Source organism: Pseudoxanthomonas daejeonensis, from assembly GCF_022637495.1.
In the GTDB taxonomy this organism is placed as follows: Bacteria; Pseudomonadota; Gammaproteobacteria; order Xanthomonadales; family Xanthomonadaceae; genus Pseudoxanthomonas; species Pseudoxanthomonas daejeonensis.
Map to the genome: position 1 here is coordinate 2817138 of NZ_CP093331.1, position 26488 is coordinate 2843625.

Sequence of the window (26488 nt, forward strand, 5' to 3'; positions counted from 1 at the left end):
TCAGGCCACCTGCGCGGAGGCGGAGGCCAGCGCGACCTTGCGCAGTTCGCCGAAGTACACGTCCTCCAGGTTGGCCGCGACCGCGGCGAAGCCGTCGCCCGGCTCGCCATCGGCCAGCACGTGCACGACCGGCTGTCCGCCGACCAGGCGGGAGGACAGCACCGCGTGCTGCTGGATCACCTCGGCAAGCTCGGCCTTGTCCACGCGCTTGCGCCAGATCCGGCCTTCCAGCGAGCGGATCGCCTCGCGCGGCTCGCCGGCCAGGCGCACCTGGCCGGACGCGATGATCGCCATGCGCGGGCACAGGTCGGTCACGTCCTCGACGATGTGGGTGGACAGGATCACCACCGTGTTCTCGCCGATCTCGGCCAGCAGGTTGAGGAAGCGGTTGCGTTCCTCAGGGTCCAGGCCGGCGGTGGGCTCGTCGACGATGATCAGCGACGGCTGGCCGATCAGCGCCTGGGCGATCCCGAAGCGCTGGCGCATGCCGCCGGAGAAGGTGCCCAGCTTGCGCTTGCGCACGTTCCACAGGTTGACCTGGCGCAGCAGGGCTTCGACCAGCGCCTTGCGCTCGCCGCGCGCGGTCACGCCCTTGAGCACGGCGAAGTGGTCGAGCATGGCCTCGGCCGAAACCTTGGGATACACGCCGAATTCCTGCGGCAGGTAGCCGAGCCGGCGCCGCGCCTCGGTCTTGTCCTTCAGCACGTCCAGGCCGTCGAGGGACACGCTGCCGCTGTCTGCATCCTGCAGCGTGGCGATGGTCCGCATCAGGGTCGACTTGCCGGCGCCGTTGGGCCCGAGCAGGCCGAACATGCCGCGCGGGATGTCCAGGGTGACGTCCTTGAGGGCCTGCACGCCGTTGGCGTAGGTCTTGGACAGCGAGCGGATCTCGAGCATGCGGTACATCCTCCGATGATGAAGGCCCGATCCTGAGGGTCCGGGCGGCGGGGCGCTATCGGCTGCAAGTCATGGTCCGCCGCTTCCCCGGCGCGCCATGACGGTATCGGTTCAACGCGATCAGGGTGCCGGCGCGCGGAACATCTTTGAAATCGCCAGGGCCAGCGGGTAGGGCTCCGGCTCGTTGCGGTTGCTCAGCACGATGACGGTCAGCCGCTGCGCGGGCCAGCGCACGATGACGTTGCGGAAGCCGATGCTCTCCCCGCTGTGCCACGCGCTGTCGCCATTGAGGCGCCATCCGAACCCGTAGTGCGGCACGTCCGGCTCACCGGTCGGGGTGGCCGGGGAGAACATCAGTGCGCGCGACTGCAGCTGCAGCAGGCGGTCGTCGTACAGCGCCGCGTCCCAGCGGGCGAGGTCGTCGATCGAGGAATAGATCCCGCCATCGCCGAGTACCGCGCTGGTCTGGCTCTGGTCGGTGCGGGTCCAGTCGCCGGACGCGGGCCCATCGGCCCGGCTGTAGCCGTAGGCGCGGTCGCTGACCGTGTCGATGCCGTCCTGGTGGGCGACGGTGTGGTCCATGCCCAGCGGCTGGAAGATGCGTTCGTGCAGGAAGCGGGCGAAGTCGCGGCCCGAGGCCTTGCCGACCACCAGCGCCAGCAGCGCATAGCCGCTGTTGCTGTAGCGGTACTCGCTGCCCGGCGCGAAATAGGTGCGGTCCTGGCCTTCGAGGATCCGCAGCACGTCGGCGTCGCGTAGCTGGCCCTGGAACCCGGCCGGGACATGGTCTTCGTAATCGACCAGGCCGGAGGTATGGCTGAGCAACTGGCGCAGGGTGACCGCATCGGCGGCCGGTGGCAGCGACGGCAGCCAGCGCCCGACCGGATCGTCCAGCGAGAGCGCGCCATCCTCGGCCAGCAGCAGGATCGATGCGGCGGTGAACTGCTTGGTCACCGAGGCGAGCCGGTAGTTGGTCGCGGGCGTGGCCGCGATGCCCGCCTCCAGGTCGGCCATGCCGTATCCGCGTCGAAGCAGCGGTTCGCCATCGCGCAGCACCAGCACCGAGGCGCCGGGCACGTGGCCGGCGTAGTCTTGCATCAGCGCGTCGACGGCGCTTGCAGGATCGTTCAAGGGTGCGGTGGCGCCGGACAGCACGGCCATGGCCAGCAGCGGAAGCAGCGAAGGCATCGGATCGGTTTCCCCGGAGAACGCGCGCGATGCCGGCAGGTTAACCCGGCGTGGCCTGGGGCGCAGCGCCCTGCTGGGTCGTTATCCATGCATCGACCTTGGCCTCGAGCACGTCCAGCGGAACCGAGCCGTCCTTGAGCACTTCGGCGTGGAACTGGCGCACGTCGAAACGCGGGCCCAGTGCCGCCTGCGCCTTGCGGCGCAGCTCCATGATCTTCAGTTCGCCGATCTTGTAGGCCAGCGCCTGGCCGGGAATGGCCATGTAACGCTCGGTCTCCGCCACCGCCTCGACCTGGCTGGTGGCCGAGTTCTCCAGCATGTAGGCGATCACCTGTTCGCGGGTCCAGCCCTTGCTGTGCAGGCCGGTGTCCACCACCAGCCGGATCGCTCGCCACAGTTCGTTCTGCAGGTAGCCGAAGTACGAATAGGGATCCTCGTACAGGCCCAGGTCGCGGCCCAGCGATTCGGCATACAGGCCCCAGCCCTCGGTGAACGCGGTCTCGCCGCCGAAGCGGCGGAATGCGGGCAGGCCGGTCAGTTCCTGCTGCAGGGCCAGCTGGAAGTGGTGGCCGGGAATGGCTTCATGCAGGAACAGGTCCTCCGCGTCCCAGGTCTTGCGCGTCGGCAGGTCGTAGGTATTGACGTAGAACACGCCCGGGCGACTTCCGTCCTCGCTGGGGCGCATGTAGGAACCACCGGCGGCGGATTGCGCGCGGTACGCCTCGACCGGGCGGATCTCGAAGCCGGCCTTGGGCAGCAGCGAGAACTGGCCCGGAACTTTCGCCATCACCTTCGATTCCAGCCCCCGGTAATAGGCCAGCAGCGCATCTTCGTCGGCGAACTGGAAGCGCTTGTCCTGCTGCATGAAGCGGAAGAACTTCTGCATGTTGCCGCGGAACTTCACCTGCTTCATCACCTTGCGGATCTCGTCGTGGATCCGCGCCACCTCGTCCAGGCCGATCTGGTGGATCTGCTCCGGCGGCAGGTCGGTGGTGGTGCTCTGCCGGGCGTTGTGCGCGTACCACGCCGCGCCGTCCGGCAGCGCGCCCATGCCCGCCGTGGCCCGCGTGGCGGGCAGGTAGCGCGTGGCGACGAATCCACGCAGGCGCCGGTACGACGGCATCAGCTTGTACTCGATCAGCTGCTTGTAGTCGGCGCTCAGCCGCGCCCGGTCCGCCTCGGAAAAGTCGGCCGGCATGTTCCGGATCGGATTCCAGAACAGGGTCTCCTCGGCGGTCGGCTTGATCAGCGCGTCCAGCTGCGGCAGCACCTTCTCCATCAGCGGTCGCGGCTGGACCACGCCGCGGGCCATGCCTTCCTCCATGTTGGCGATGGCCTGCTCGAACAGGACCGGCACCTGCGCGCCGCGCTTGAGCCAGTTGTCGTAGTCCTTGACCGTCTTGAACGGCTGCGCGCTGCTGCCCGAGCCGAGCATGGCCACCAGCGTGGCCGGATTGTTGAACTGGCTGACCGGCAGCATCCAGCCGGGGTAGCGTTCACCGTCCAGCGCATCGCGCGCATTACGCACGAAGATCCGGTAGCTGAGCAGATCCTGGCCTTCCAGCCCGTCCTCGCCGACGGCCTCGACCTTGGCCAGCCAGTCGGCGGCGAAGTCATGGCTGCGCTTGCGGAAATCGGCGGACAGGTAGTTCGGCAGCTGGTCGTTCCAGCGCGGATCGCCCTGGAAGGTGGCCTGCAATGGATTGAGCTTGAGCGAGGCGTCCCAGTATCCGGCGTAGAGCCGCTGCAGCTGCTCGGCCTTGGTCTCGACTTTTTTGGCCGGCTTGGCCTTGGCTTTCGCCGGGCTTGTCGCGGCGGGGCGCTGCGTCTTCTTCTTCGCGGCGTCCGCATTCGGCGGCAGGACGAGGGCGAGGGCGACGGGCAGGGCCAGCCAGCGGAAGCGGGCGAGGGACATGGGCGACTCCGGCGAACGTGAGCACCGGAGAGTGCCCGATCCGGCCGATATCGGCCAGCCCGCGTCGCTGCGCCATTCACGCGCGCGACGCATGCAACGACGGCGGCTTCAGGTTCCCGGTGGCGACTTCATCGCGCGAAGGAAACGACGGATAGCTTCGGGCGGACAATGTGCTGCTGCGCACATTTGCCGACGTTTCCATGAGCTGCGATGTGGCTTCGCGGCCTGGCCGGCCGTTGGATCACGGGGCGGCGGCGTGCTCGCGCAGCTGTCGCGCCCGGTCCGCGCCGAGATAGCCGGTGATGATGCGCCGCATCATGTAAAGCAGCGGGATCAAGGCGATCGCCGCGAGCATCTTCCATGTGTAGTTGAGCGTGCTCACCGCCAGGAACAGCGAGGTCGGCCACTTCTGCGGGCCGAGCACGAACGCGATCCAGATCACCACGAAGCTGTCCACCAGCTGCGAGACGGCGGTCGATCCGGTCGCCCTCAGCCAGACATGCCGTTCGCCGGTGGCGCGGCGGATGCGGTGGAACACGGCCACGTCGATCATCTGCCCCAACAGGAACGCGACCAGCGAACCGGCGATCGTCCACAGGCCCTGGCCGAACACCGCGGCGAAGGCGAGCTGGTAGTCCGCCACGCCCTGCGCCTGCGCCGCGCCGCGCCACCAGGGCGCCGGCGCCAGTTCGATCGCGGCGAAGGCGAACACGAAGCCGTACAGGATCAGCCCCACCGCCAGCCATGAGATGAACCTGACCCCGCGACGGCCGAAGAACTCGTTGATGGTGTCGGTCATGATGAACACCACCGGCCACAACAGCGTGCCTGCGGTGAAGTTCAGCGACCCGGCTTGGCCGAACAGGTTCCACTCGAACGGCGCGACGCCGAGGGTGTCCTCGAGCGCGAAGATCTTGACCCCGATGAATTCGGCCAGGGCGGCGTTGACGCAGAAGAACGCGGCCAGGGCGATGTAGAGGCGGACCGCGCGGTCGTCAAGCAGGCGCGCGGCCGGCGAACTCACTTGCGCTCGCCCGCCCGGGTGAACGGCATCGTGTCCGGAGCCACCGCGCCGCCGGAGATGATGAAACCCATCGCCTGGTCCACGGTCCAGTCGGTCGGGGTCAACAGTTCGACCGGGACCACTTCGAGGTAGCCCGAGGTCGGGTTGGGCGTGGTCGGCACGTAGACCGCCGCCAGTTCACGGCCGGTGCCCTCTTCCTTCAGCACGCGGGTGACCAGGCCTATGGCCTTCATTTCGCGATGCGGGAAGTCGATCAGGACCACGCGCTGGGTGCTGCCCGGCTTGGTCTGCAGGATGTCCAGCAGCTTGCGCACGCTGGTGTAGACCATGTTGGCCAGCGGCACCTTGGCCATGAACGCTTCGAACCAGCCAAGCAGGCGCTGGCCGATCACCCGCCGCGCCAGCACGCCCACGCCCAGGATCACCAGCAGCGTGGCGACCATGGCGATGGTGTTCTGCACCCACAGCGCCTTGCCCCAGCCCATGTAGTTGGGAAAGGAGTCGGCGATGTTCTCCGAGAGCGGCACCACCCACGGCGCGCTGATGCTCGACAGCAGCACGAACACGAACTTGATGACGACCCAGGTCAGCCAGATCGGCAGCAGGGTCAGCAGACCGGTCACGAACAGTCGTTGCAGCGAGGCGCGCTGCGGCGCATGGAGGTCGGGGGACATGGGCCGAATTGTACCGCCCGCGACGGTTATGCTGGCGGCCGGCACGGGGGCGTGCCCTGGGGGGAAGATGGTCCGTCTGTTCAAGGGGCTGCTGCTGGCGGCCGCGGCGCTGGTGCTGTTCGTGGCCGCGGTCTGGCTGGTTTCGCGGGCGATGGGGCCTTCGAAGGCCGAACGCGAGGCGCTGGCACTGGTCGACGCGCCACCCCCGGCGGGTGGGAAAGACGGATTCGCCGCGCTGTGGGCGCTCGGCTACGACATACCGGCTTCCGAGCAGGGGCGCGTGCTTGCCGACGATATCCGCAGCCTGGCGGCGCTGCCGCCGCTGGACCTGTCCGCCGGCGGTGGAGCCAGCGCGTGGCGCAGCGCGCGCGAGGCGTGGCCGCGGCTGGGCCAGGCCCGCGACGCCGATCCGGCCTGGTGCGGCCTGCGCGAGGCCGGGTGCCTGGAGCGCGTGCGTGCCGCGCCCGACGATTACGAGCGCCTGCTCGGGCATCACGCGCGCCTGCTCGAGCAGGTCGGGGTGCTGTCGGCCTACGACCGTTTCAGCAGCCCGCTGCCCGCGCGGATGGACGCGCCGTTCCCGGAGTTCCAGTGGCTGACCCGCACGCTCACGCGCGACGCCTCGCAGTTCGTCCAGGGGGAGACCGCCGTGGGGCTGGCGGGAGCCTGTGCGGGTGTATCGCAGGGGCGCACGTTGATTGCCGCCGGCGACAGCCTGATCGGCAGCATGATCGGTGCGGCCCTGGTCCAGGGCAACGCGACTTTGCTGGCGGAAATGCTCGCGGAATTGCCGCGTGACCACGCGCTGCCGGCAACGTGCGATGCGGCGTTCGCATTGCCGCTCGGAGTGGAAGAGGCGGCCTGCAGGGCCCTGCTGGCGGAAGGTCGGTTCGCCACCGCCGGCTTGCGTAGCCAGATCACGCCGGCCATCGCGGCCGACGTCGCCGACAGGGACCTGCCTACGTGGGGCGCCCGGCTCCTTTTCGACCCCGAGCGCACCGCTGCGCGCAGTGCGCCGAAATTCGCGTGGTACTGCAGCGCGCAGGCCCGCGAGTTGATTGCGCAGGACCGCCCGTTACGCGACCCCGCACCGCCGCCCTCGCGCTGGTCGCTGGCGTGCGCCTCCAACCCGATCGGCTGCATCCTCGCCGACATTGCCGCGCCGGCCTACGTCGACTACGGCTTGCGCCTGCAGGATGCCGACGCCCGCCTGCGTACCACGGCCGCGCTGTTGTGGCTGCGCGGACGCGAGGGCGCTATCGACCAGGAGGCGCTGGCGCAGGTGCCGGCGCCGATGCGCAGCCCGGCACGCCCGCTGCAACTCGACCTGGAGGCCGGCACGCTCGGGACCGCGCTGCATGCGAAGCCGCGAACGGAGGAGGGTGGCCTCGATGGCGCCTGGTCGGTGCCGCTGCCCGCCAGCCGGCTTCAGTCCGCCGTCACGTCGCCCTGATCGGGGCGGCGGTCCGGCTTGCGCCGCACGTAGACCTGCTTGCGGACCCGCGCCACCACCTCGCCGTCGGCGTCGACGACCTCGTTCTCGAACCAGCGCAGGTACTTGGCGCCATCGGCGGTGGCCTGGCGGATCTCCTCCAGCACCGCGTCGTCGATGTCGAAACGGGTCGAGACCGTGCCACGGCCAGGCTTCAGGAAGTCGATCGCCCCGGACTGGTCCCACACGTAGTAGTCGCGGCCCAGCAGCGGCATCAGCAGCAGCATCCAGAACGGGTCGGTCATCGCGAACAGGCTGCCGCCGAAATGGGTGCGCACGTAGTTGCGGTTCCAGGGCCGCATCCGCAGCTCGACCCGGGCGTGCCGCCAGTCCGGCAAGATCGCGGCCACGTGGATTCCGGTGAACAGGAAGGGCGGCCACAGGTTCATGCCGTGGCGCAGGGTGGAGGCTTTCATTCGCACGCGGGGAGGATGTCGCGGGGGGAGGTGGGCGAGCCTACCATACGAGCTGGTACGGACCAGGGGTGGCCAGGCACCACCGTGGGGCACGTGAGCTAGACTGTCGCCCTTTTCCGGCCGGCGACGGCCCCAGAACGGAACCGACCCTTTCGAATGAGCTGGCTCAGCAAACTGATGCCCTCCGGCATCCGCACCGACAATGCTGCCAACCGCAAGCGCAGCGTCCCCGAGGGCCTGTGGGAGAAGTGCGACCGCTGCGGCGCGGTGCTCTACCGGCCCGAGCTCGAGGAGAACCTGGAGGTCTGCCCCAAGTGCGACTTCCACATGGCGATCCGGGCCCGCGCCCGGCTGGCCTCGCTGTTCGACCCGGGCAGCACGTCCGAGATCGCCGCCACCCTGGCACCCATCGACGTGCTCAAGTTCAAGGACCAGAAGCGCTACGCCGAGCGGATCAAGGCCACCCAGAAGTCGACCGGCGAGTACGACGCGCTGGTAGCGATGCAGGGCCTGATCAAGGGTCGTCCGCTGGTGGCCAGCTCGTTCGATTTCGCCTACATGGGCGGCTCGATGGGTTCGGTGGTGGGCGAGAAGTTCACCCTGGCCGCCGAGAAGGCGCTGGAGATCGGCTCGCCCTTCGTCAATTTCTCCGCCAGCGGCGGCGCGCGCATGCAGGAGAGCCTGTTCTCGCTGATGCAGATGGCCAAGACCTCCGCGGCGCTGGGCCGGCTGCGCGCGGCGGGGCTGCCCTACATCTCGGTACTGACCCATCCGACCACCGGCGGCGTGTCGGCTTCGTTCGCGATGCTGGGCGACATCAACATCGCCGAGCCGGAGGCCCTGATCGGCTTCGCCGGACCGCGCGTGATCGAGCAGACCGTGCGCGAGAAGCTGCCCGAAGGCTTCCAGCGTTCCGAATTCCTGCTCGAACACGGTGCCATCGACCAGATCTGCGACCGGCGCGAGCTGCGCGATCGCCTGGCCGACCTGCTGGCGATGATGATGCGCCAGCCGCATCCGGTGGACAGCGACACCCTGGACGCGGCATGAGCACGGCCCGCCGTTATTTCGGCACCGACGGCATCCGCGGCCGGGTCGGCGAGGGCGCGATCTCGGCCGATTTCGTGCTGCGCCTGGGCAATGCCCTGGGCCGCGTACTGGCCGCCTCGCGGCCGGGCCGGCGCACGGTGGTGATCGGCAAGGACACGCGCATTTCCGGCTACATGTTCGAGGCCGCGCTGGAGGCCGGACTGGTCGCCGCCGGCGTCGACGTGCAGCTGCTGGGCCCGATGCCCACGCCCGCGGTCGCGTTCCTGACCCGCACCCTGGGCGCCGACGGCGGCATCGTCATCAGCGCCTCGCATAATCCGCACTACGACAATGGCATCAAGTTCTTCTCGGCCGAGGGCGAGAAGCTCGACGATGCCACCGAACTGGCGATCGAGGCCGCGCTGGACGGCGATTTCGTCACGGTCGACTCGGAGAAGCTGGGCAAGGCGGTGCGCGCGCGCGACGCGGTCGGCCGCTACATCGAGTTCTGCAAGGCTTCGGTGCCACGCGGCTTCGATCTGCGCGGGCTGAAGGTCGTGCTCGACTGCGCCCACGGCGCCACGTACCACATCGCTCCGTTGCTGTTCCGCGAGCTGGGTGCGGACGTCGTGGCCATCGGTGCTGCGCCGGACGGCCTGAACATCAATGCCGGCGTCGGTTCGATGCATATCGACAACCTCGCCGCCAAGGTGCGCGAGACCGGCTCGGACCTCGGCATCGCCTTCGACGGCGACGGTGACCGCGTGCTGATGGCCGACGACCAGGGCAACCCGGTCGATGGCGATGGCCTGCTGTACGTACTGGCCAAGGCCTGGCAGGCCAGCGGGCGCCTGCGCGGGACGGTGGTCGGCACCCTGATGACCAATTACGGGCTGGAGAAAGCGCTGGCCGAGGCCGGGATCCCGTTCCAGCGGGTCAAGGTCGGCGACCGCTATGTGCACCAGGCGCTGGTCGAGGGTGGCGGCACGCTCGGCGGCGAAGCTTCGGGTCACCTGCTATGCCTGGACCGCGCGACCACGGGCGATGCGATCGTCAGCGCGCTGCAGGTGCTGGACGTGCTCAAGCGCGACGGGCAGGGCCTGCGCCAGGCGCTGGAAGGCCTGTCGATGCTGCCGCAGAAGACGATCAACGTGCGCCTGGACGGGGCCTCGGCCAAGGCGCTGGTCGACGCCGACGGCGTACGCCGTGCACTGCAGGACGTGCAGGCTGCGGTACAGGGCAGGGGCAGGGCGTTCCTGCGTCCGTCCGGCACCGAGCCGGTGGTGCGGGTCACGGTCGAGGCCGATGACGCCGGACTGATGCAGGACAACCTGGACCGCCTGGCTGCGGCGGTCCGCGCCGCCGCCGCGGCCTGACACCAGCGAGAACGCGTGCGCGACCGCGCACGCGACCGAAGAACCAACAGGGCGCGGCGTGGTCGAATCGCTGGCGCCCAGATTCCGGAGTACCCAGATGGCTGCACGCATCCCCACCCTCGACATCACCCGGTTCACCGCGCCTTCCAGCGAAGCCGATCGCGAAGCGTTCATCGCCGAGCTCGGCGCCGCCTATCGCGAGTGGGGCTTCGCGGGGATCCGCAACCACGGCATCGCGCAGGCGCGGATCGACGCGGCCTACGACGACTTCAAGCACTTCTTCGCCCTGCCCGAGGAGGTCAAGAAGCAGTACCACGTGCCCGGCGGTGGCGGTGCGCGCGGCTATACCCCGTTCGGGGTGGAGACGGCCAAGGGCGCCAAGCACTTCGACCTGAAGGAGTTCTGGCACATAGGCCGCGAGATCCCGGACGACTCCAGGTACCGCGCGGTGATGCAGCCGAACCTGTGGCCCGAAGAGGTGCCCGGCTTCCGCGAGCATGGTTACGGGTTGTACGAAGACCTCGATCGCCTGGGTTCGCGCGTGCTGTCGGCGCTGGCCCTGCACATCGGGCTGGCCGAAGACTGGTTCGCCGACAAGACCGACTTCGGCAACTCGATCCTGCGGCCGATCCATTACCCGCCGATCACGGCCGACGACGTCCCCAACGTGCGCGCCGGCGCGCACGAGGACATCAACCTGATCACCCTGCTGGTCGGGGCCAGTGCCTCGGGCCTGGAAGTGCTGTCGCGCAAGGGCGAGTGGGTGCCGTTCACCGCCGATGCCGACACCATCGTGGTCAACATAGGCGACATGCTGCAGCGCCTGACCAACCACGTGTACCCGTCCACGACGCATCGCGTGGTCAATCCGCCGGCCGAGCAGGCGCGCAAGCCACGCTACTCGGTGCCGTTCTTCCTGCACCCCAACCCCGATTTCCTGATCGACGTGCTGCCGTCCACGGTCAGCGCCGACAACCCGAGCCGCTATCCCGAGCCGATCACCGCGCAGGGCTACCTCGAGGAGCGGCTGCGCGAGATCAAGCTCAAGTAACTGGTCGCGACGGACCGCTCCATCCCGTCGCGGATGGGCGGCCCATCGTGCCGTACGCGGTATCCTGTCGCGAAATACCGGCTATCAGGGGTGGGGAATGCGTCGCAGGATCGTGGCAGGCAACTGGAAACTGCATGGAACGCGCGCCTTCGCCACCGCGCTGGTCGGGCAGATCGCCGCCGAGGCGCCCGTTCCGGGCGTGGAGCTGGTGGTGCTGCCGCCGCTGCCGTACCTGGGCGACATGATCGAGGATTTCGAGGGCACGCCGCTGGCCTTCGGTGCCCAGGACGTCAGCAGCAACGAGCAGGGCGCCTACACCGGGGAGGTCTCGGCCTCCATGCTGGTCGACGTGGGCGCCCGCTATGGCCTGTGCGGACATTCCGAGCGGCGCCAGTACCACCAGGAGAGCAGCGAGCTGGTCGCGCGCAAGGTCCGGGCCGCGCTCAACGCCGGCCTGCGCCCGATCCTGTGCGTGGGCGAGCGGCTGGAGGAGCGCGACGCCGGACAGGCCGAGGCGGTGATCGCCAGCCAGCTGCAGCCGGTCCTGGACCTGGTCGGGGTGGAAGGTTTCGCCGGCGCGGTGGTGGCCTACGAGCCGGTCTGGGCCATCGGCACCGGCCGGACGGCCAGTCCCGACCAGGCGCAGGCCATGCACGCCTTCATCCGTCGCCAGATCGCCGGGCACGATGCTAGAATTGCCGATTCCCTGCCAATCCTCTACGGCGGCAGCGTGAAGCCCGACAACGCCGGCGCGCTGTTTTCCCAGCCGGACGTGGATGGCGGGCTGATCGGTGGCGCCTCGCTGGTGGCCGCGGACTTCCTGGCGATTGCCCGGGCGGCCGCGACGGCCTCCTGAGCGAATAGAGCAAGATTCGAGACGAAACCAAGATGCTGATGCTGATCCTCAACGTGGTGTACGTGCTGGTGGCGATCGCGATGATCGCGCTGATCCTGCTCCAGCGCGGCGCCGGTGCGGCCGCCGGTTCGGGCTTCGGCGCGGGGGCCTCGGGCACCGTGTTCGGCGCCCGTGGCGCGTCCAACTTCCTTTCCAAGAGCACCAAGTGGCTGGCGATCGTGTTCTTCGGTATCAGCCTGTTCATGGCCTGGTACGCCAGCCACAGCGCCCGCCCGGTCGCGCAGCAGAGCCTGGGCCTGATGGCCGAGCCCGCGGCGCCGGCGCAGGGTGCGCTGGCGCCAGGTGAGATGCCGGTGCCGCCGCCTGCTCCGGCGACCGAAGTGCCTTCCGCTGCTCCGGCCGCTCCGGCGCCCGCCCCGGCCGACACCGGTACCGTGCCGGCGCCCCAGGTCGAGCCGACGGAGACTGCGCCACCCGCGCAGTAAGGCGTACAATGCGCCGCGCTTTGCAGTCGGCGCGCAAGTTTTAGCCCAGGTGGCGGAATTGGTAGACGCACTACCTTGAGGTGGTAGCGACTTAGGTCGTAGGGGTTCGAGTCCCCTCTTGGGCACCACATGAAATGACCGGGGCGCGACGCGTGCCGGGAGTCGGCAAGGCCAAGGCCCGCGTGAAGCGGGCTTTTTTCTTGGTTTTGCGGCGCTGCGGCACGGGCGTAAGCGTTTACTACACAGCCGGCCAACGGCTACAATTCCGCTGCTGTGCACAATCGCAACGGACGGCGCGGAAAGCGACGTCTAACGCATCGCAGGGACGCTTGTACGGACCTGCGACAGGAAGCAGCAGGTGCTCCGCGGCCTTCGCGGAAACAGACCCAAGCCCGGTGCGCCGGGCAGAGGCAAGAGAGAACCGCACGTGCTGGCCCAATACCTGCCGACCCTGTTGTTCCTGATCGTCGCCACCGGCATCGGCGTGGCGCTGATAATCGTCGGCCACGTACTCGGGCCGCGTCGCCCGGACCCCAGGAAGCTGTCGCCCTACGAGTGCGGCTTCGAGGCGTTCGAAGACGCGCGCATGAAGTTCGACGTGCGCTACTACCTCATCGCGATCCAGTTCATCGTCTTCGACCTGGAAATCATCTTCATCGTGCCGTGGACCCTCGTGTTCCAGGAACTGGGGCCGCGTGCGCTGGTCACCATGGGCCTGTTCGTCGGGATGCTGTTCCTCGGTTTCGTCTACGTCTGGAAGAAGGGAGCTCTCGAATGGGAGTGATCCAAACCATCGATCGCCTGATGACCAACCCGATCCCGGAAGGGCGGGTCGACGACATCCTGCGGCCCGAGGGCGACAACCCGCTGCTCGAGAAGGGCTACATGACCACCAGCGTCGACGCGCTGGTGAACTGGGCGCGCACCGGCTCGATGTGGCCGATGACCTTTGGCCTGGCCTGCTGTGCGGTCGAGATGATGCACGCCGGCGCCGCGCGCCTGGACCTGGACCGCTATGGCGTGGTGTTCCGCCCGTCGCCGCGCCAGTCCGACGTGATGATCGTGGCCGGCACCCTGGTCAACAAGATGGCCCCGGCGTTGCGCAAGGTCTACGACCAGATGCCCGACCCGAAGTGGGTGATCTCGATGGGCAGCTGCGCCAATGGCGGCGGCTACTACCACTATTCGTACTCGGTGGTTCGCGGCTGCGACCGCGTGGTGCCGGTGGACATCTACGTGCCGGGTTGCCCGCCGACCGCCGAAGCGCTGGTCTACGGCATCCTGCAGCTGCAGAAGAAGATCTGGCGCACGCAGACCGTCGCCAAGAAAACCAACACGATCGACCGCTGAACCCACGCCCTTTCCGGAATACGCCAAGCCCCATGGCCGAGCCAGCAGCCTCCTTCGCCCAACGACTGCGCGACCGTTTTTCGGCCGCTGTGGTGACCGTGGCCGAACCCCGTGGCGAGATCACCCTCGAGGCCGCCGGCCCGGACTGGCTGACGACCTGCCAGGCGTTGCGTGACGAGTTCGGCTTCGAGCAGCTGGTCGCGGTCAGCGGCATCGATTACCTCTCCTACGGCAGCGACGAGTGGGACACCGACGGGGTCTCCAACGCCGGTTTCAGCCGCGGCGTGGAAGGCAAGGGCACCGGCCGCTTTGGTTGGGGCGAGCAGCCCAGCCAAGAGCAGGACGGACGGATCACGCCCATCGCCCCGGTCGCGCAGCGCCGTTTCGCCGCGGTCGTGCACCTGATTTCCTACGCGAACAACCTGCGCGTGCGCCTGCGTTGCTTCGCCGCCGACGATGCGTTGCCGGTGGTGCCGTCGGTCACCGGCATCTGGCCGGGCGCCAACTGGTTCGAGCGCGAGGCGTTCGACCTGTACGGCATCGTCTTCGAGGGCCACCCGGACCTGCGCAGGATCCTGACCGACTACGGTTTCGTCGGCCATCCGTTCCGCAAGGACTTCCCGCTGATCGGCAACGTCGAAGTGCGTTACGACGAGGAGCGCAAGCGCGTGGTGTACGAGCCGGTCACCTCGGTCGAACCGCGCGTGGGCGTACCGCGGGTGATCCGCGACGACGCGCGTTACCAGACCGCAGCCGGCGAAGCCGCGCAACGGGAGGCCGCCAAGTGAGCGCCCAGATGACCCCGGATACCACGATCCACCAGGCGGGCGGCACCTTCGCCAGCAATCCCGCCGAGGCCCGGCAGGAGATCCGCAACTACACCATGAACTTCGGCCCGCAGCATCCGGCCGCGCATGGCGTGCTGCGCCTGATCCTGGAGATGGACGGCGAGACCATCGTTCGCGCCGACCCGCACGTGGGCCTGCTGCACCGGGGTACCGAGAAGCTGGCCGAGTCCAAGCCGTTCAACCAGTCGATCGGTTACATGGATCGCCTGGATTACTGCTCGATGATGTGCAACGAGCACGCGTACGTGCGTGCCATCGAAACCCTGCTGGGGATCGAGGCGCCGGAGCGCGCGCAGTACATCCGGACCATGTTCGACGAGGTCACCCGGATCCTGAACCACCTGATGTGGCTCGGTTCCAACGCCCTGGACCTGGGCGCGATGGCGGTGTTCCTGTATGCGTTCCGCGAGCGCGAAGAGCTGATGGACGTCTACGAGGCGGTCAGTGGCGCGCGCATGCACGCGACCTATTACCGTCCGGGCGGCGTCTACCGCGACCTGCCGGACCACATGCCCAAGTACAAGGAATCCCCCTGGCACAAGGGCGCCAAGCTCAAGCGCTTCAACGAGGCCCGCGAGGGCTCGGTGCTCGATTACCTCGAGCACTTCACCCGCGAGTTCCCCAAGCGCGTCGACGAGTACGAGACGTTGCTGACCGACAACCGCATCTGGAAGCAGCGGACCGTCGGCATCGGCGTGATCTCGCCGGAGCAGGCCAAGGCCTGGTCGATGACCGGCGTCATGCTGCGCGGCTCGGGCATCGCCTGGGACCTGCGCAAGAAGCAGCCGTACGCGAAATACGATGCGGTCGACTTCGACATCCCGCTGGGCACCCACGGCGACTGCTACGACCGCTACCTGGTCCGCGTGGCCGAAATGCGCCAGTCCAACCTGATCGTCGCCCAGTGCGTGAAGTGGCTCAAGGCCAACCCCGGCCCGGTCATGGTCCAGAACTTCAAGGTCGCCCCTCCCAAGCGGGAGGAGATGAAGGACGACATGGAAGCGCTGATCCACCACTTCAAGCTGTTCTCCGAGGGCTACTGCGTGCCGGCCGGCGAGACCTACGCCGCGGTCGAGGCGCCCAAGGGCGAGTTCGGCTGCTACCTGGTTTCCGACGGCGCCAACAAGCCGTTCCGCGTGCACCTGCGCGCCCCGGGCTTCGCGCACCTGTCCTCGATGGACGAGATCGTGCGCGGCCACATGCTGGCCGACGTCGTGGCCATGATCGGTACTTATGACCTTGTGTTTGGTGAGGTGGATCGATGAAGGCCACCGGTAACTTCGAGAACGCGCGCCACGTCGACCCGATGGTCGTCCTCAGCGACGAGACCCGCGCGCACATCGACCACTGGCTGACCAAGTTCCCGCCGGACCGCAAGCGTTCGGCAGTGCTGCAGGGGCTGCACGCCGCGCAGGAGCAGAACGGCGGCTGGCTGACCGACGAGCTGATCGCCGGCGTGGCCAAGTACCTGGACCTGCCGCCGGTGTGGGCCTACGAAGTCGCGACCTTCTATTCGATGTTCGAGACCGAGAAGGTCGGCCGCAACAACGTGGCTTTCTGCACCAACATCAGCTGCTGGCTCAACGGCGCCGAACAGCTCGTCGCGCATGCCGAGAAGAAGCTCGGCTGCAAGCTGGGCGAGTCGACCGCCGACGGCCGCGTCTTCCTCAAGCGCGAGGAAGAATGCGTGGCCGCGTGCTGCGGCGCCCCGGTGGTCGTGATCAACGGCCATTACCACGAGAAGCTCACCGCCGAGAAGGTGGATGAGCTGATCGACGGACTGAAGTGAGGCCACGGAAGATGGCGCACCACACCAAGATTTCAGAGGGCTACGGCCCGGTCGGCCCGGCCCCGAAGGAGCACCAGGCGGTCTACACGACGCTGCACTTCGACAAGCCGTGGTCGTACGAGAACTACCTCAAGACCGGTGGCTACCAGGCGCTGCGGAAGATCATCTCCGAGAAGATCCCGCCGGCCGACGTGGTCGAGATGGTCAAGCAGTCCGGCCTGCGCGGCCGCGGCGGCGCGGGCTTCCCGACCGGCCTGAAGTGGAGCTTCATGCCCAAGGGCGACATGCAGAAGTACATCCTCTGCAACTCGGACGAATCCGAGCCGGGCACCGCCAAGGACCGCGACATCCTGCGCTACAACCCGCACGCGGTGATCGAGGGCATGGCGATCGCCTGCTACGCCACCGGTTCGACCGTGGGCTACAACTACCTGCGCGGCGAGTTCCACCACGAGCCGTTCGAGCATCTCGAGGAAGCCACTGCCGAGGCTTACGCCAATGGCTGGCTGGGCAAGAACATCCTCGGCTCCGGCGTGGACATCGACCTGTACAACGCGCTCGGCGCGGGCGCCTACATCTGCGGCGAAGAGACCGCGCTGATGGAGTCGCTGGAAGGCAAGAAGGGGCAGCCGCGCTTCAAGCCGCCGTTCCCGGCCAATTTCGGCCTGTACGGCAAGCCGACCACGATCAACAACACCGAGACCTACGCCTCGGTGCCGGCGATCATCCGCAACGGCGCCGAGTGGTTCATGAACCTGGGCAAGCCCAACAACGGCGGCTGCAAGATCTTCTCGGTCTCCGGCCATGTCGCCAAGCCGGGCAACCACGAGATCCGCCTGGGCACGCCGTTCGCCGAACTGCTGGAGCTGTGCGGTGGCATGCGGCCGGGCCGCAAGATCAAGGCGGTGATTCCGGGCGGTTCCTCGATGCCGGTGCTGCCGGGCGAGACCATGATGGCCCTGACCATGGACTACGACGCGATCCAGAAGGCCGGTTCGGGCCTGGGCTCGGGCGCGGTCGTGGTGATGGACGACACCGCCTGCATGGTCCGCGCCTGCCAGCGCATCGCGCGCTTCTACTTCAAGGAAAGCTGCGGCCAGTGCACGCCGTGCCGGGAAGGCACCGGCTGGATGTACCGCATGCTGACCCGCGTGGTCGAGCACAAGGCGACCCTCGAGGACCTGCAGACGCTGCGCGCGGCAGCCGGCCAGATCGAGGGCCACACCATCTGCGCGTTCGGCGAAGCCGCCGCGTGGCCGGTGCAGGGTTTCCTGCGCCATTTCTGGCACGAATTCGAATACGCGATCGTGAACAAGCGTTTCCTCGTCGACGACGAGCGCGACGGCAAGGTGGTCCGTTCCAACCTGGAGGTGGCCGCGTGAGTGCGCAGCCCGTCAACCCGAACCTGCCGCCGGACCACGTCACCGTCTTCATCGACGGCGTCGAGATGGCCGCGCCCAAGGGCTCGATGATCATCCAGGCCGCGGACAAGGCCGGCATTCCGATCCCGCGCTTCTGCTACCACGACAAGCTGGCAGTGGCCGCGAACTGCCGCATGTGCCTGGTCGATACCGAAGTGGGCGGCCGCTCGGCGCCGAAGCCGTCGCCGGCCTGCGCAACCCCGGTAATGGACGGCCTGAAGGTCTTCACGCGCAACGAGAAGGCGCTCAAGGCCCAGCGCAATGTCATGGAATTCCTGCTGATCAACCACCCGCTGGACTGCCCGGTCTGCGACCAGGGCGGCGAGTGCGAGTTGCAGGACGTGTCGCTGGGTTACGGACGCTCGGTCAGCCGTTACGTGGAGCGCAAGCGCGCGGTGCCCGACGAGGACATCGGCCCGCTGGTCGCCACCGAGATGACCCGCTGCATCCATTGCACCCGCTGCGTGCGGTTCACCGGCGAGATCGCCGGCACCTACGAGCTGGGCGGCATGTACCGTGGCGAGAACCTGCAGATCGGCACCTACGACGGCAAGCCGCTGACGACCGAGCTGTCCGGCAATGTCGTCGACGTGTGCCCGGTCGGCGCGCTGACCAACAAGGTGTTCCAGTTCCGCGCGCGTCCATGGGAGCTGGTGGCGAAGGAATCGCTCGGCTACCACGACGCGATGGGTTCGAACCTGTACCTGCACGTGCGCCGGGGCGAAGTGCTGCGCACGGTGCCGCGCGACAACGAAGCGGTCAACGAGTGCTGGCTGTCCGACCGCGACCGCTATTCGCACCAGGGCCTGTACGCGGCCGACCGTGCCACCGTGCCGATGCGCAAGGTGGACGGGCAATGGCGCGAAGTTTCCTGGGCCGAAGGCCTGGCCGCGGCGAGCGACATCCTGCGCGCCCACGCCGGTGATGCATTGGGCGTGCTCGCCCATCCGGCGACGTCGAACGAGGAAGGCGGCCTGCTGGCGCTGCTGGCCGGCGAGCTGGGCAGCGGCAACCTCGACCACCGCATCGGCAACCGTGACTTCTCCGATGGTGCCCTGGCCGAGCCGTTCGCCGTGCCGCTGGCCGAAGTCGGCCAGGCCGACGTGGTCGTGCTGGTCGGCAGCAACCTCCGTCACGAACTGCCGCTGCTGCATGCACGCCTGCGCCAGTCGCAGGTCAAGCGCAACGCCCGCATCCACGCGATCAATCCGGTCGACTTCGATTTCACCTTCGCCCTGGCCGGCAAGCACCTGGTGCCGCCGTCGCGCTTCGCCGACGTGCTGGGCGACACCGCTCTGCGCGACGCCGCCAAGGCCGCGACCCGTGCGGTGGTGATCGTCGGTTCGATCGCCGAGAACCATCCGCAGGCCGCCGCGATCCGCGCTGCCGCGCGCGATTTCGCCGCTGCCACCGGCGCCTCGCTGTGCCGCATCCCGCAGGGCGCCAACGCCGTGGGCCTGGCACGCGCCGGCGTACTGCCGACTGCGCGCGACGTCGACGGCATGTTCGCCGAACCGCGCGGTGCCTACGTTTTGTACGGCATCGAACCGGGCCTGGACTTCGCCGATACCGCTGCTGCCTTGAAGGCCTTGAACGCCGCGCAGGTCGTGGCTTTCAGTCACTTCGCCTGCGAGTCCACCCGCGCGGTCGCGGACGTGATCCTGCCGGTGGGCGCACTGCCCGAAGTGGAGGCGACCCTGACCAACCTCGACGGCATCGAACAGCCGGCGCACGCCGGTGGCAAGCTGCCCGGCCAGGCCCGCGCGGGCTGGCGCGTGTTGCGTGCGCTGGGCGGTGAACTGGGACTTTCGGGCTTCGGATTCACCGACCTGGCGGGCGCACGCGCGCTGCTCGAGGGCGGTCGAAAAGTGGAAGTCCGGGCCGGTCGCGCCGGCGCCGTCGGCAACGCCGGCCTGGAGCTGGCGCTGGTCCCGGCGATCTATCGCACCGATGCGGTCGTGCGTCGTGCGCCGGCACTGCAGGCGCACCCGCTCAGCCTGGAGCCACGCATCGTGCTCAACCCGGACGATGCGGTCGCCGCCGGCCTGGCCGACGGAACCGTCGCCAAGGTCAGGGGCAGCGACGGCACCGCGACCCTTCCGGTGGTTGTGGATCCGGGCGTCGCCGCGGGCGTGGCATGGATCGAAGGCGGCCACGGCGCCACCGCGCCGCTGGGCGCGGGCCGGGTCGAGGTGGTGAAGGCATGAACGAACTGCTGATCAACGCGGTCGGTCCACTGCGCGAATGGTTCTTCGGGCTCGGCGAACTCGGCCCGGCGCTGTGGATCGTGCTCAAGATCCTGGTCATCGCCATGCCGGTGATCATCTCGGTCGCGTTCTACGTGGTGTGGGAGCGCAAGCTGATCGGCTGGATGCATGCGCGCCACGGGCCGATGTACGTGGGCATGGGCATCTTCCAGGCCTTCGCTGACGTGTTCAAGCTGCTGTTCAAGGAAGTCATCCAGCCCAGCAGCGCGCACCGGGTGATGTTCCTGATCGCCCCGCTGATCGTGCTGGGGCCGGCGTTCGCGGCATGGGCGGTGGTGCCTTTCGACTACCAGCTGGTGCTGTCCAACGCCAATGCCGGCCTGCTGTACCTGCTGGCGATGACGTCGTTGGGTGTGTACGGCGTGATCATCGCGGGCTGGGCCTCGAACTCGAAGTACGCGTTCCTCGGCGCGATGCGTTCGGCCGCCCAGGTCGTCAGCTACGAGATCGCGATGGGCTTTGCCCTGGTCGGCGTACTCATCGCCGCCGGCAGCCTCAACCTCACCGACATCGTGATGGCGCAGGCCGGCGACGCGGGCTTCTTCGAGTGGTTCTGGTTGCCGCTGATGCCGCTGTTCGTCGTCTATTGGGTATCGGGCGTGGCCGAGACCAACCGCGCGCCGTTCGACGTGGTCGAGGGCGAGTCGGAGATCGTGGCCGGCCACATGGTGGAGTATTCGGGTTCGGCGTTCGCGCTGTTCTTCCTCGCCGAATACGCCAACATGATCCTGGTCAGCTTCCTGATCGCGTTGTTCTTCCTCGGCGGCTGGCTGAGCCCGCTGCAGGGCTGGGTGACCGGTGACGTGTCGCCCTGGGTCGACTGGATCTGGAAGGGTGGCTGGCCGTGGCTGCTGGCCAAGGCGTTCTTCTTCGCCAGCGCCTACATCTGGTTCCGTGCGAGCTTCCCGCGCTACCGCTACGACCAGATCATGCGCCTGGGCTGGAAGGTATTCATTCCGATCACCATCGCCTGGATCGCGGTCACCGCGCTGCTGGTGTTCTACGGCGTGTTCGAGAAGGGCGCCTGACCGATGAGCAAAGTCGTCCATTATTTCAAGAGCCTGATGCTGCTGGAGCTGCTCCGGGGCCTGGGCCTGACCCTGCGCTACCTGTTCCGTCCCAAGTACACGCTGATGTACCCGATGGAGAAGTTCCCGCAGTCGCCGCGCTTCCGTGGCCTGCACGCGTTGCGCCGTTACCCGAACGGCGAGGAACGCTGCATCGCCTGCAAGCTGTGCGAGGCGGTCTGCCCGGCGCTGGCCATCACAATCGATTCGACCAGGCGCGAGGACGGCACCCGCCGCACCACGCGCTACGACATCGACCTGTTCAAGTGCATCTACTGCGGCTTCTGCGAGGAAAGCTGCCCGGTGGATTCGATCGTGGAGACGCACGTGCTGGAGTACCACTTCGAGAAGCGCGGCGAGAACATCGTCACCAAGCCGCAGCTGCTGGCCATTGGCGACCGCCTTGAGGCGGAGATCGCCGAACGCCGCGCGGCCGACGCCGCCTACCGCTGAGGCCACGATGGACTGGATCAAGATCGCCTTCTACGCCTTCGCCGCCACCGCGGTCGTTTCCGCCGGTGCCGTGATCAGCGTGCGCAACCCGGTCAACGCGGTGCTGTGCCTCATCCTCACCTTCTTCTCCGTCGCCTGCGTCTGGCTGCTGGTCGGTGCCGAGTTCCTCGGCGTGGCGCTGATCCTGGTCTACGTGGGCGCGGTGATGGTCCTGTTCCTGTTCGTGGTGATGATGCTGGACATCGACGTGGCCGCGCTGCGCGAGGGCTGGGTGAAGTTCCTGCCGGTGGGCGTGGTGGTCGCGGTGGTCATGCTGGTGCAGGTGCTCACCCTGATCGGCGTGCGTGCCCGTGCCGCGGCGCCGTTCCCGGAGAACGCAGCGTCGATCGCCGCCGATGCCTCGAACACCAAGTGGCTGGCCGGCTACCTGTTCACCGATTTCATCCTGCCCTTCGAGTTCGCCGCGGTGATCCTGACCGTGGCCGTGGTCGCGGCGGTGATGATCACCCTGCGCAAGCGCACCGGCATCAAGACCCAGAACCCGGCCGAACAGTCGCGGGTCAAGGCGTCCGACCGCCTGCGCATGGTTTCGATGCCGGCCGAGAAGCCGGTGCCGCCCGCCTCGGCGGCCGAAGGGGAGGGGCAGGCATGATCATGGCCGGCATTACCCTCGGACACCTGCTGGCATTGGGCGCGGTGCTGTTCTGCATCAGCATGGCCGGCATCTTCCTCAACCGTAAGAACGTCATCGTCCTGCTGATGTCGATCGAGCTGATGCTGCTGTCGGTCAACATCAACTTCATCGCCTTCTCGCGCGAGCTGGGCGATGCGGCGGGGCAGATCTTCGTCTTCTTCATCCTGACGGTGGCCGCTGCCGAGGCGGCCATCGGCCTGGCCATCCTCGTCGCGCTGTTCCGCACCCGCGGCACGATCAACGTCGGCGAGGTGGATACGCTCAAGGGCTGAGTCCCCGCGGGCCACCGGCTCGCGTGACCCAGCGCCCGGCCATGGATGGGCGGGCAGGGTTCCCCGGAACCCGCGTGGGGCCGCCATGGATGGCGGGGAATCAGTGATTGCGTGGCGCTCCGGCTTCCGGAGCGATGCATCCGGCAAGGCAACGCGCCGGCGAGAATTTGGAAGTTGCGGCATGCGCAGGCGAAGGACCCCGGTCCCGCGTCGCACCGACAGGCACGTACTGGATTAGACGGCACACCATGATGATCTCCAAAACCCACCTGCTGCTGATCGTGCTGGCCCCGTTGCTGGGCAGCATCGTGGCTGGCCTGTTCGGCCGCCAGGTCGGCCGCAAGGGCGCCCAGTACGTCACCATCCTCGGCGTGGCCGCCAGCTGCGCGCTGTCGATCTACGTCCTGTACCAGTTGGTGGCCGGCGGCGCGTCGCCGTTCAACCAGAACGTCTACACGTTCTTCGAAGTCGGCAGCTATTCGGCCCATGTCGGCTTCATGGTCGACCGCCTGACCGCGATGATGATGGTGGTGGTCACCTTCGTCTCGCTGCTGGTCCACATCTACACCATCGGCTACATGGCCGAGGACCCGGGCTACCAGCGCTTCTTCAGCTACATCTCGCTGTTCACCTTCAGCATGCTGATGCTGGTGATGAGCAACAACTTCCTGCAGCTGTTCTTCGGCTGGGAAGCGGTGGGCCTGGTGTCGTACCTGCTGATCGGCTTCTGGTTCAAGCGGCCGAGCGCGGTGTTCGCCAACATGAAGGCGTTCCTGGTCAACCGGGTGGGCGACTTCGGCTTCCTGCTCGGCATCGCTGGGGTGATGCTGTGGTTCGGCACGCTGGACTACGCGACCGTGTTCGCCAACGCGCCGATGATCGCGGGCCAGCACGTCCAGATCTTCAGCGGGCACCCGTGGAGCATCGCGACCATCATCTGCATCTGCCTGTTCATCGGTGCGATGGGCAAGTCGGCGCAGGTGCCGCTGCACGTGTGGCTTCCGGACTCGATGGAAGGCCCGACCCCGATCTCGGCGCTGATCCACGCCGCGACGATGGTGACCGCAGGCATCTTCATGGTGGCGCGCATGTCACCGCTGTTCGAACTGTCCGACACCGCGCTGCTTTTCATCCTGTTCATCGGCGCCACGACCGCGTTCTTCATGGGCCTGATCGGCATCGTCCAGAACGACATCAAGCGCGTGGTCGCGTATTCGACCCTGTCGCAGCTCGGCTACATGACCGTGGCGCTGGGCGTGTCGGCGTACTCGGGTGCGGTGTACCACCTGATGACCCACGCCTTCTTCAAGGCGCTGCTGTTCCTGGCGGCCGGTTCGGTGATCATCGGCATGCACCACGAGCAGGACATGCGCAGGATGGGCGGGCTGCGCAAGTACATGCCGATCACTTACTGGACCAGTGTGATCGGCACCCTGGCCCTCGTCGGCACGCCGTTCTTCTCCGGCTTCTATTCGAAGGACACGATCATCGAGGCGGCCGCGCTGCACGCGCACGAGACCCACCACTGGATCGCGACGTACGCGTACTGGGCGGTACTGGGTGGCGTGATCGTGACCAGCTTCTACAGCTTCCGCCTGCTGTTCATGGCCTTCCATGGCGAGGAACGGTTCCGCGACGCGCATGCCGGCCACGGCCACGACGAGCATGCCCACGCCGAGCATGCGCATGGCGAGCATGCCGATGGCGACGTCGCCCACGCGGATGACGGCCATGGCCACCACGGCGCGCACGAGCCGCACGAGTCGCCCTGGGTGGTCACGGTGCCGTTGATCCTGCTGGCGATCCCGTCGGTGCTGATCGGCTTCTTCACTGCCGGTCCGATGCTGTTCGGCACCACCTGGGGCGGAGACCACCATGCAGCAGCCATTCCCGGCCAGCTGGTGACCTTCTTCACGGGTGCCATCGATTTCACCGACCCCGCGCGCGACACCATAGCCCGCGTCGGCGAAGAGTTCTGGCACGGCCCGGTCAAGTACGCGACCCACGGCATGATGATGCCCGCCTTCTGGCTGACGGTCGCCGGCTTCCTGCTGGCCGCGCTGTTCTACCTGTGGAAGCCGGACCTGGCCGGTCGCGCGCGTCGCACCTTCGCGCCGGTGGTGCGGATCCTCGAAGAGAAGTACGGCTTCGACCACCTCTGGATCAAGGGCTTCGCCGGCGGCGGCGTCAAGCTGGGTCGCGTTTCGCGCTGGATCGACAGCACCCTGATCGACGGGGTCATCGTCAACGGCAGCGCGCGCGTGGTCGACCTCGCCGCGTCGCTGTTGCGCCGCACCCAATCCGGTTACCTCTACCACTACGCCTTCGCGATGATCATCGGCCTGATTGCACTCCTGGCCGTCCTCATGCGGTTCTGGCGCTGACTGTACGGAAGAACGAGACGTGGCGAACACGCACCTGCTTAGTGTCCTGATCTGGCTGCCGGTCCTCGGCGGCGCGCTGATCCTCGCCCTGGGCAACGCCCGGGCGTCGGCTGCGCGCTGGTCGTCGCTGGCGGTGGCCCTGGTCACCTTCCTGCTGAGCCTGGGATTGCTGACCGGCTTCGACTACGCAAATCCGGGCATGCAGTTCGTCGAACAGCACGCCTGGATCCCGTCCTACGGCATCCACTACAACCTGGGCGTGGACGGCATCGCGATCGCGCTGATCCTGCTGACGACCCTGGTCGGCGTGCTGGCGCTGATCGGCGCCTGGGGCGTGGTCAACAAGCGCGTGAACCAGTACGTAGCCTCGTTCCTGGTCCTGCAGGGCGTGACCGTGGGCATCTTCGCGGCGACCGACGCGATCCTGTTCTACGTGTTCTTCGAGGCCATGCTGATCCCGATGTTCCTGATCATCGGCGTCTGGGGCGGGCCGCGGCGCATCTATGCGGCGATGAAGTTCTTCCTCTACACCTTCCTCGGCTCGGTGCTGATGCTGGTGGCGCTGGTCTACCTGTACCTGAAGGGTGGCAGCTTCCAGCTCGCCGACCTGTATGCGCTGCCGCTCACCGCCAAGGAGCAGACCTGGATCTTCTTCGCGTTCATGATCGCCTTCGCGGTCAAGGTGCCGATGTTCCCGGTCCACACCTGGCTGCCGGATGCGCACGTCGAGGCCCCGACCGCCGGTTCGGTGATCCTGGCCGCGATCGCGCTGAAGATCGGCGGCTACGGTTTCCTGCGCTTCAACCTGCCGATCACCCCCGACGCGGGCCACGAATGGGCCTGGCTGGTGATCACGCTGTCGCTGATCGCGGTGGTCTACGTGGGCCTGGTCGCGCTGGTCCAGGACGACATGAAGAAGCTGGTTGCGTACTCGTCCGTGGCGCACATGGGCTTCGTCACCCTGGGCACCTTCATCGCCTTCACCCTGGTCCGCGACTTCGGCTCGCTCGATGCCGCGCGGCTGGGCCTGCAGGGCGCCATGGTCCAGATGGTCTCGCACGGCTTCGTCTCCGGCGCGATGTTCACCTGCATAGGCGTGCTCTACGACCGCATGCACACCCGCCGGATCGCCGACTACGGCGGCGTGGCCAACGTGATGCCCTGGTTCGCCGCGTTCTCGATGCTGTTCTTCATGGCCAATGCCGGCCTGCCGGGCACGAGCGGTTTCGTCGGCGAGTTCATGGTGATCCTGGCCAGCTTCCAGAAGCACCCGATGATCGCGTTCCTGGCCGCCACCACCCTGGTGATCACCGCCGCGTACACGCTGTGGCTCTACAAGCGGGTGTTCTTCGGCGAAGTGGGGAACGCGCACGTGGCCGAAATGAAGGACATCAATGGCCGCGAGATCCTGGTCCTGGGCGTGTTCGCCGCCGGTACTTTGCTGCTGGGCGTGTGGCCCAAGCCGCTCACCGACCTGATGGAACCGTCGATCGCGCAACTGGCGATGCAGATCGCCAACAGCAAGCTGTAAGGATTCCAG

25 protein-coding genes and 1 tRNA gene are annotated in these 26488 nt (G+C 67.6%); 20 read left to right on the plus strand and 6 right to left on the minus strand.

Annotation, left to right across the window (positions count from 1 at the left end; genetic code table 11):
* From MNQ95_RS12645 to MNQ95_RS12665, 5 genes are all read right to left on the minus strand, one after another.
* Positions 1 to 897 (minus strand): ABC transporter ATP-binding protein, encoded by an 897-nt coding sequence (locus MNQ95_RS12645; RefSeq protein ID WP_241953088.1) that lies wholly within the window; start codon positions 895 to 897, stop codon positions 1 to 3.
* 120 nt (positions 898 to 1017) lie between these two features.
* On the minus strand, positions 1018 to 2085 hold the full coding sequence (locus tag MNQ95_RS12650; protein ID WP_241953089.1) for a serine hydrolase domain-containing protein: 1068 nt from the start codon (positions 2083 to 2085) through the stop codon (positions 1018 to 1020).
* Positions 2086 to 2125: 40 nt separating this feature from the next.
* Positions 2126 to 4000: a DUF885 domain-containing protein gene (locus MNQ95_RS12655; RefSeq protein ID WP_241953090.1), complete on the minus strand. Its 1875-nt coding sequence runs from the start codon at positions 3998 to 4000 to the stop codon at positions 2126 to 2128.
* Between the two features lie 241 nt (positions 4001 to 4241).
* Positions 4242 to 5024, minus strand: coding sequence for a queuosine precursor transporter (locus MNQ95_RS12660; RefSeq protein WP_241953091.1), 783 nt, complete (start codon positions 5022 to 5024; stop codon positions 4242 to 4244).
* A complete protein-coding gene (locus tag MNQ95_RS12665) occupies positions 5021 to 5698 on the minus strand; it encodes a DUF502 domain-containing protein (RefSeq protein WP_241953092.1) in 678 nt (225 codons plus the stop codon). The genes MNQ95_RS12660 and MNQ95_RS12665 overlap by 4 nt, the downstream gene beginning before the upstream one ends.
* Before the next feature lie 67 nt (positions 5699 to 5765).
* Between MNQ95_RS12665 and MNQ95_RS12670 the strand changes: the two genes are divergently transcribed.
* The gene (locus MNQ95_RS12670) at positions 5766 to 7151 is read left to right on the plus strand and encodes a hypothetical protein (protein ID WP_241953093.1); all 1386 of its coding nucleotides are present in this window, start codon (positions 5766 to 5768) and stop codon (positions 7149 to 7151) included.
* Here the strand turns inward: MNQ95_RS12670 and MNQ95_RS12675 are convergent.
* Positions 7127 to 7606 (minus strand): DUF4442 domain-containing protein, encoded by a 480-nt coding sequence (locus tag MNQ95_RS12675; protein ID WP_241953094.1) that lies wholly within the window; start codon positions 7604 to 7606, stop codon positions 7127 to 7129. The genes MNQ95_RS12670 and MNQ95_RS12675 overlap by 25 nt on opposite strands.
* Before the next feature lie 156 nt (positions 7607 to 7762).
* On the opposite strand from MNQ95_RS12675, the gene accD reads away from it, so the two are divergent.
* The 19 genes from accD to MNQ95_RS12770 all read left to right on the plus strand — a co-directional run bounded on the left by accD (position 7763) and on the right by MNQ95_RS12770 (position 26479).
* Positions 7763 to 8656 (plus strand): acetyl-CoA carboxylase, carboxyltransferase subunit beta, encoded by an 894-nt coding sequence (gene accD, locus MNQ95_RS12680; RefSeq protein WP_241953095.1) that lies wholly within the window; start codon positions 7763 to 7765, stop codon positions 8654 to 8656.
* Positions 8653 to 10011 carry a phosphoglucosamine mutase gene (gene glmM, locus MNQ95_RS12685; RefSeq protein ID WP_162408624.1) on the plus strand — a complete coding sequence of 453 codons (1359 nt, stop codon included), beginning with the start codon at positions 8653 to 8655 and terminating at the stop codon, positions 10009 to 10011. The genes accD and glmM overlap by 4 nt, the downstream gene beginning before the upstream one ends.
* 97 nt (positions 10012 to 10108) lie before the next feature.
* A complete protein-coding gene (locus MNQ95_RS12690) occupies positions 10109 to 11062 on the plus strand; it encodes an isopenicillin N synthase family dioxygenase (RefSeq protein ID WP_241953096.1) in 954 nt (317 codons plus the stop codon).
* A 97-nt stretch (positions 11063 to 11159) separates the two neighbouring features.
* Entirely contained in the window at positions 11160 to 11918 is a 759-nt protein-coding gene (tpiA, locus tag MNQ95_RS12695; protein WP_241953097.1) for a triose-phosphate isomerase, read from the plus strand.
* 32 nt (positions 11919 to 11950) lie between these two features.
* Positions 11951 to 12403 (plus strand): preprotein translocase subunit SecG, encoded by a 453-nt coding sequence (secG, locus tag MNQ95_RS12700; RefSeq protein ID WP_162408627.1) that lies wholly within the window; start codon positions 11951 to 11953, stop codon positions 12401 to 12403.
* A gap of 43 nt (positions 12404 to 12446) precedes the next feature.
* A tRNA-Leu gene (locus tag MNQ95_RS12705) sits at positions 12447 to 12531 on the plus strand.
* 299 nt (positions 12532 to 12830) lie between these two features.
* Complete coding sequence (locus MNQ95_RS12710; protein ID WP_162408628.1) at positions 12831 to 13187, plus strand: NADH-quinone oxidoreductase subunit A; 357 nt, start codon at positions 12831 to 12833, stop codon at positions 13185 to 13187.
* Positions 13178 to 13753: a NuoB/complex I 20 kDa subunit family protein gene (locus MNQ95_RS12715; protein WP_162408629.1), complete on the plus strand. Its 576-nt coding sequence runs from the start codon at positions 13178 to 13180 to the stop codon at positions 13751 to 13753. Before MNQ95_RS12710 ends, MNQ95_RS12715 begins: the two co-directional genes overlap by 10 nt.
* A 32-nt stretch (positions 13754 to 13785) precedes the next feature.
* On the plus strand, positions 13786 to 14541 hold the full coding sequence (locus tag MNQ95_RS12720; protein WP_241953098.1) for an NADH-quinone oxidoreductase subunit C: 756 nt from the start codon (positions 13786 to 13788) through the stop codon (positions 14539 to 14541).
* 8 nt (positions 14542 to 14549) lie between these two features.
* On the plus strand, positions 14550 to 15866 hold the full coding sequence (locus MNQ95_RS12725; protein WP_241954424.1) for an NADH-quinone oxidoreductase subunit D: 1317 nt from the start codon (positions 14550 to 14552) through the stop codon (positions 15864 to 15866).
* Positions 15863 to 16390, plus strand: a complete 528-nt coding sequence (gene nuoE / locus MNQ95_RS12730; protein ID WP_241953099.1) for an NADH-quinone oxidoreductase subunit NuoE — start codon at positions 15863 to 15865, stop codon at positions 16388 to 16390. Before MNQ95_RS12725 ends, nuoE begins: the two co-directional genes overlap by 4 nt.
* A gap of 11 nt (positions 16391 to 16401) precedes the next feature.
* Positions 16402 to 17772, plus strand: coding sequence for an NADH-quinone oxidoreductase subunit NuoF (nuoF, locus tag MNQ95_RS12735; RefSeq protein ID WP_162408632.1), 1371 nt, complete (start codon positions 16402 to 16404; stop codon positions 17770 to 17772).
* Positions 17769 to 20018 (plus strand): NADH-quinone oxidoreductase subunit NuoG, encoded by a 2250-nt coding sequence (gene nuoG, locus MNQ95_RS12740; RefSeq protein ID WP_241953100.1) that lies wholly within the window; start codon positions 17769 to 17771, stop codon positions 20016 to 20018. Before nuoF ends, nuoG begins: the two co-directional genes overlap by 4 nt.
* The gene (gene nuoH, locus MNQ95_RS12745) at positions 20015 to 21106 is read left to right on the plus strand and encodes an NADH-quinone oxidoreductase subunit NuoH (protein WP_241953101.1); all 1092 of its coding nucleotides are present in this window, start codon (positions 20015 to 20017) and stop codon (positions 21104 to 21106) included. Before nuoG ends, nuoH begins: the two co-directional genes overlap by 4 nt.
* Positions 21107 to 21109: 3 nt before the next feature.
* Positions 21110 to 21598 (plus strand): NADH-quinone oxidoreductase subunit NuoI, encoded by a 489-nt coding sequence (gene nuoI, locus MNQ95_RS12750; RefSeq protein ID WP_162408635.1) that lies wholly within the window; start codon positions 21110 to 21112, stop codon positions 21596 to 21598.
* Between the two features lie 7 nt (positions 21599 to 21605).
* On the plus strand, positions 21606 to 22250 hold the full coding sequence (locus MNQ95_RS12755; RefSeq protein ID WP_241953102.1) for an NADH-quinone oxidoreductase subunit J: 645 nt from the start codon (positions 21606 to 21608) through the stop codon (positions 22248 to 22250).
* Positions 22251 to 22252: 2 nt separating this feature from the next.
* Complete coding sequence (gene nuoK, locus MNQ95_RS12760) at positions 22253 to 22564, plus strand: NADH-quinone oxidoreductase subunit NuoK (protein ID WP_162408637.1); 312 nt, start codon at positions 22253 to 22255, stop codon at positions 22562 to 22564.
* Positions 22565 to 22812: 248 nt separating this feature from the next.
* Positions 22813 to 24948, plus strand: a complete 2136-nt coding sequence (nuoL, locus tag MNQ95_RS12765; RefSeq protein WP_241953103.1) for an NADH-quinone oxidoreductase subunit L — start codon at positions 22813 to 22815, stop codon at positions 24946 to 24948.
* Positions 24949 to 24967: 19 nt separating this feature from the next.
* Positions 24968 to 26479, plus strand: coding sequence for an NADH-quinone oxidoreductase subunit M (locus MNQ95_RS12770; protein ID WP_241953104.1), 1512 nt, complete (start codon positions 24968 to 24970; stop codon positions 26477 to 26479).
* Positions 26480 to 26488: the final 9 nt, after the last annotated feature.

Bases quoted from the DNA above. Each gene is read 5' to 3' on its own strand.
- MNQ95_RS12645 (WP_241953088.1), bottom strand. From the start codon at position 897: ATGCTCGAGATCCGCTCGCTGTCCAAGACCTACGCCAACGGCGTGCAG.
- MNQ95_RS12650 (WP_241953089.1), bottom strand. From the start codon at position 2,085: ATGCCTTCGCTGCTTCCGCTGCTGGCCATGGCCGTGCTGTCCGGCGCC.
- MNQ95_RS12655 (WP_241953090.1), bottom strand. From the start codon at position 4,000: ATGTCCCTCGCCCGCTTCCGCTGGCTGGCCCTGCCCGTCGCCCTCGCC.
- MNQ95_RS12665 (WP_241953092.1), bottom strand. From the start codon at position 5,698: ATGTCCCCCGACCTCCATGCGCCGCAGCGCGCCTCGCTGCAACGACTG.
- MNQ95_RS12670 (WP_241953093.1), top strand. From the start codon at position 5,766: ATGGTCCGTCTGTTCAAGGGGCTGCTGCTGGCGGCCGCGGCGCTGGTG.
- MNQ95_RS12675 (WP_241953094.1), bottom strand. From the start codon at position 7,606: ATGAAAGCCTCCACCCTGCGCCACGGCATGAACCTGTGGCCGCCCTTC.
- accD (WP_241953095.1), top strand. From the start codon at position 7,763: ATGAGCTGGCTCAGCAAACTGATGCCCTCCGGCATCCGCACCGACAAT.
- glmM (WP_162408624.1), top strand. From the start codon at position 8,653: ATGAGCACGGCCCGCCGTTATTTCGGCACCGACGGCATCCGCGGCCGG.
- MNQ95_RS12690 (WP_241953096.1), top strand. From the start codon at position 10,109: ATGGCTGCACGCATCCCCACCCTCGACATCACCCGGTTCACCGCGCCT.
- tpiA (WP_241953097.1), top strand. From the start codon at position 11,160: ATGCGTCGCAGGATCGTGGCAGGCAACTGGAAACTGCATGGAACGCGC.
- secG (WP_162408627.1), top strand. From the start codon at position 11,951: ATGCTGATGCTGATCCTCAACGTGGTGTACGTGCTGGTGGCGATCGCG.
- MNQ95_RS12715 (WP_162408629.1), top strand. From the start codon at position 13,178: ATGGGAGTGATCCAAACCATCGATCGCCTGATGACCAACCCGATCCCG.
- MNQ95_RS12720 (WP_241953098.1), top strand. From the start codon at position 13,786: ATGGCCGAGCCAGCAGCCTCCTTCGCCCAACGACTGCGCGACCGTTTT.
- MNQ95_RS12725 (WP_241954424.1), top strand. From the start codon at position 14,550: ATGACCCCGGATACCACGATCCACCAGGCGGGCGGCACCTTCGCCAGC.
- nuoE (WP_241953099.1), top strand. From the start codon at position 15,863: ATGAAGGCCACCGGTAACTTCGAGAACGCGCGCCACGTCGACCCGATG.
- nuoF (WP_162408632.1), top strand. From the start codon at position 16,402: ATGGCGCACCACACCAAGATTTCAGAGGGCTACGGCCCGGTCGGCCCG.
- nuoH (WP_241953101.1), top strand. From the start codon at position 20,015: ATGAACGAACTGCTGATCAACGCGGTCGGTCCACTGCGCGAATGGTTC.
- nuoI (WP_162408635.1), top strand. From the start codon at position 21,110: ATGAGCAAAGTCGTCCATTATTTCAAGAGCCTGATGCTGCTGGAGCTG.
- MNQ95_RS12755 (WP_241953102.1), top strand. From the start codon at position 21,606: ATGGACTGGATCAAGATCGCCTTCTACGCCTTCGCCGCCACCGCGGTC.
- nuoK (WP_162408637.1), top strand. From the start codon at position 22,253: ATGGCCGGCATTACCCTCGGACACCTGCTGGCATTGGGCGCGGTGCTG.
- nuoL (WP_241953103.1), top strand. From the start codon at position 22,813: ATGATGATCTCCAAAACCCACCTGCTGCTGATCGTGCTGGCCCCGTTG.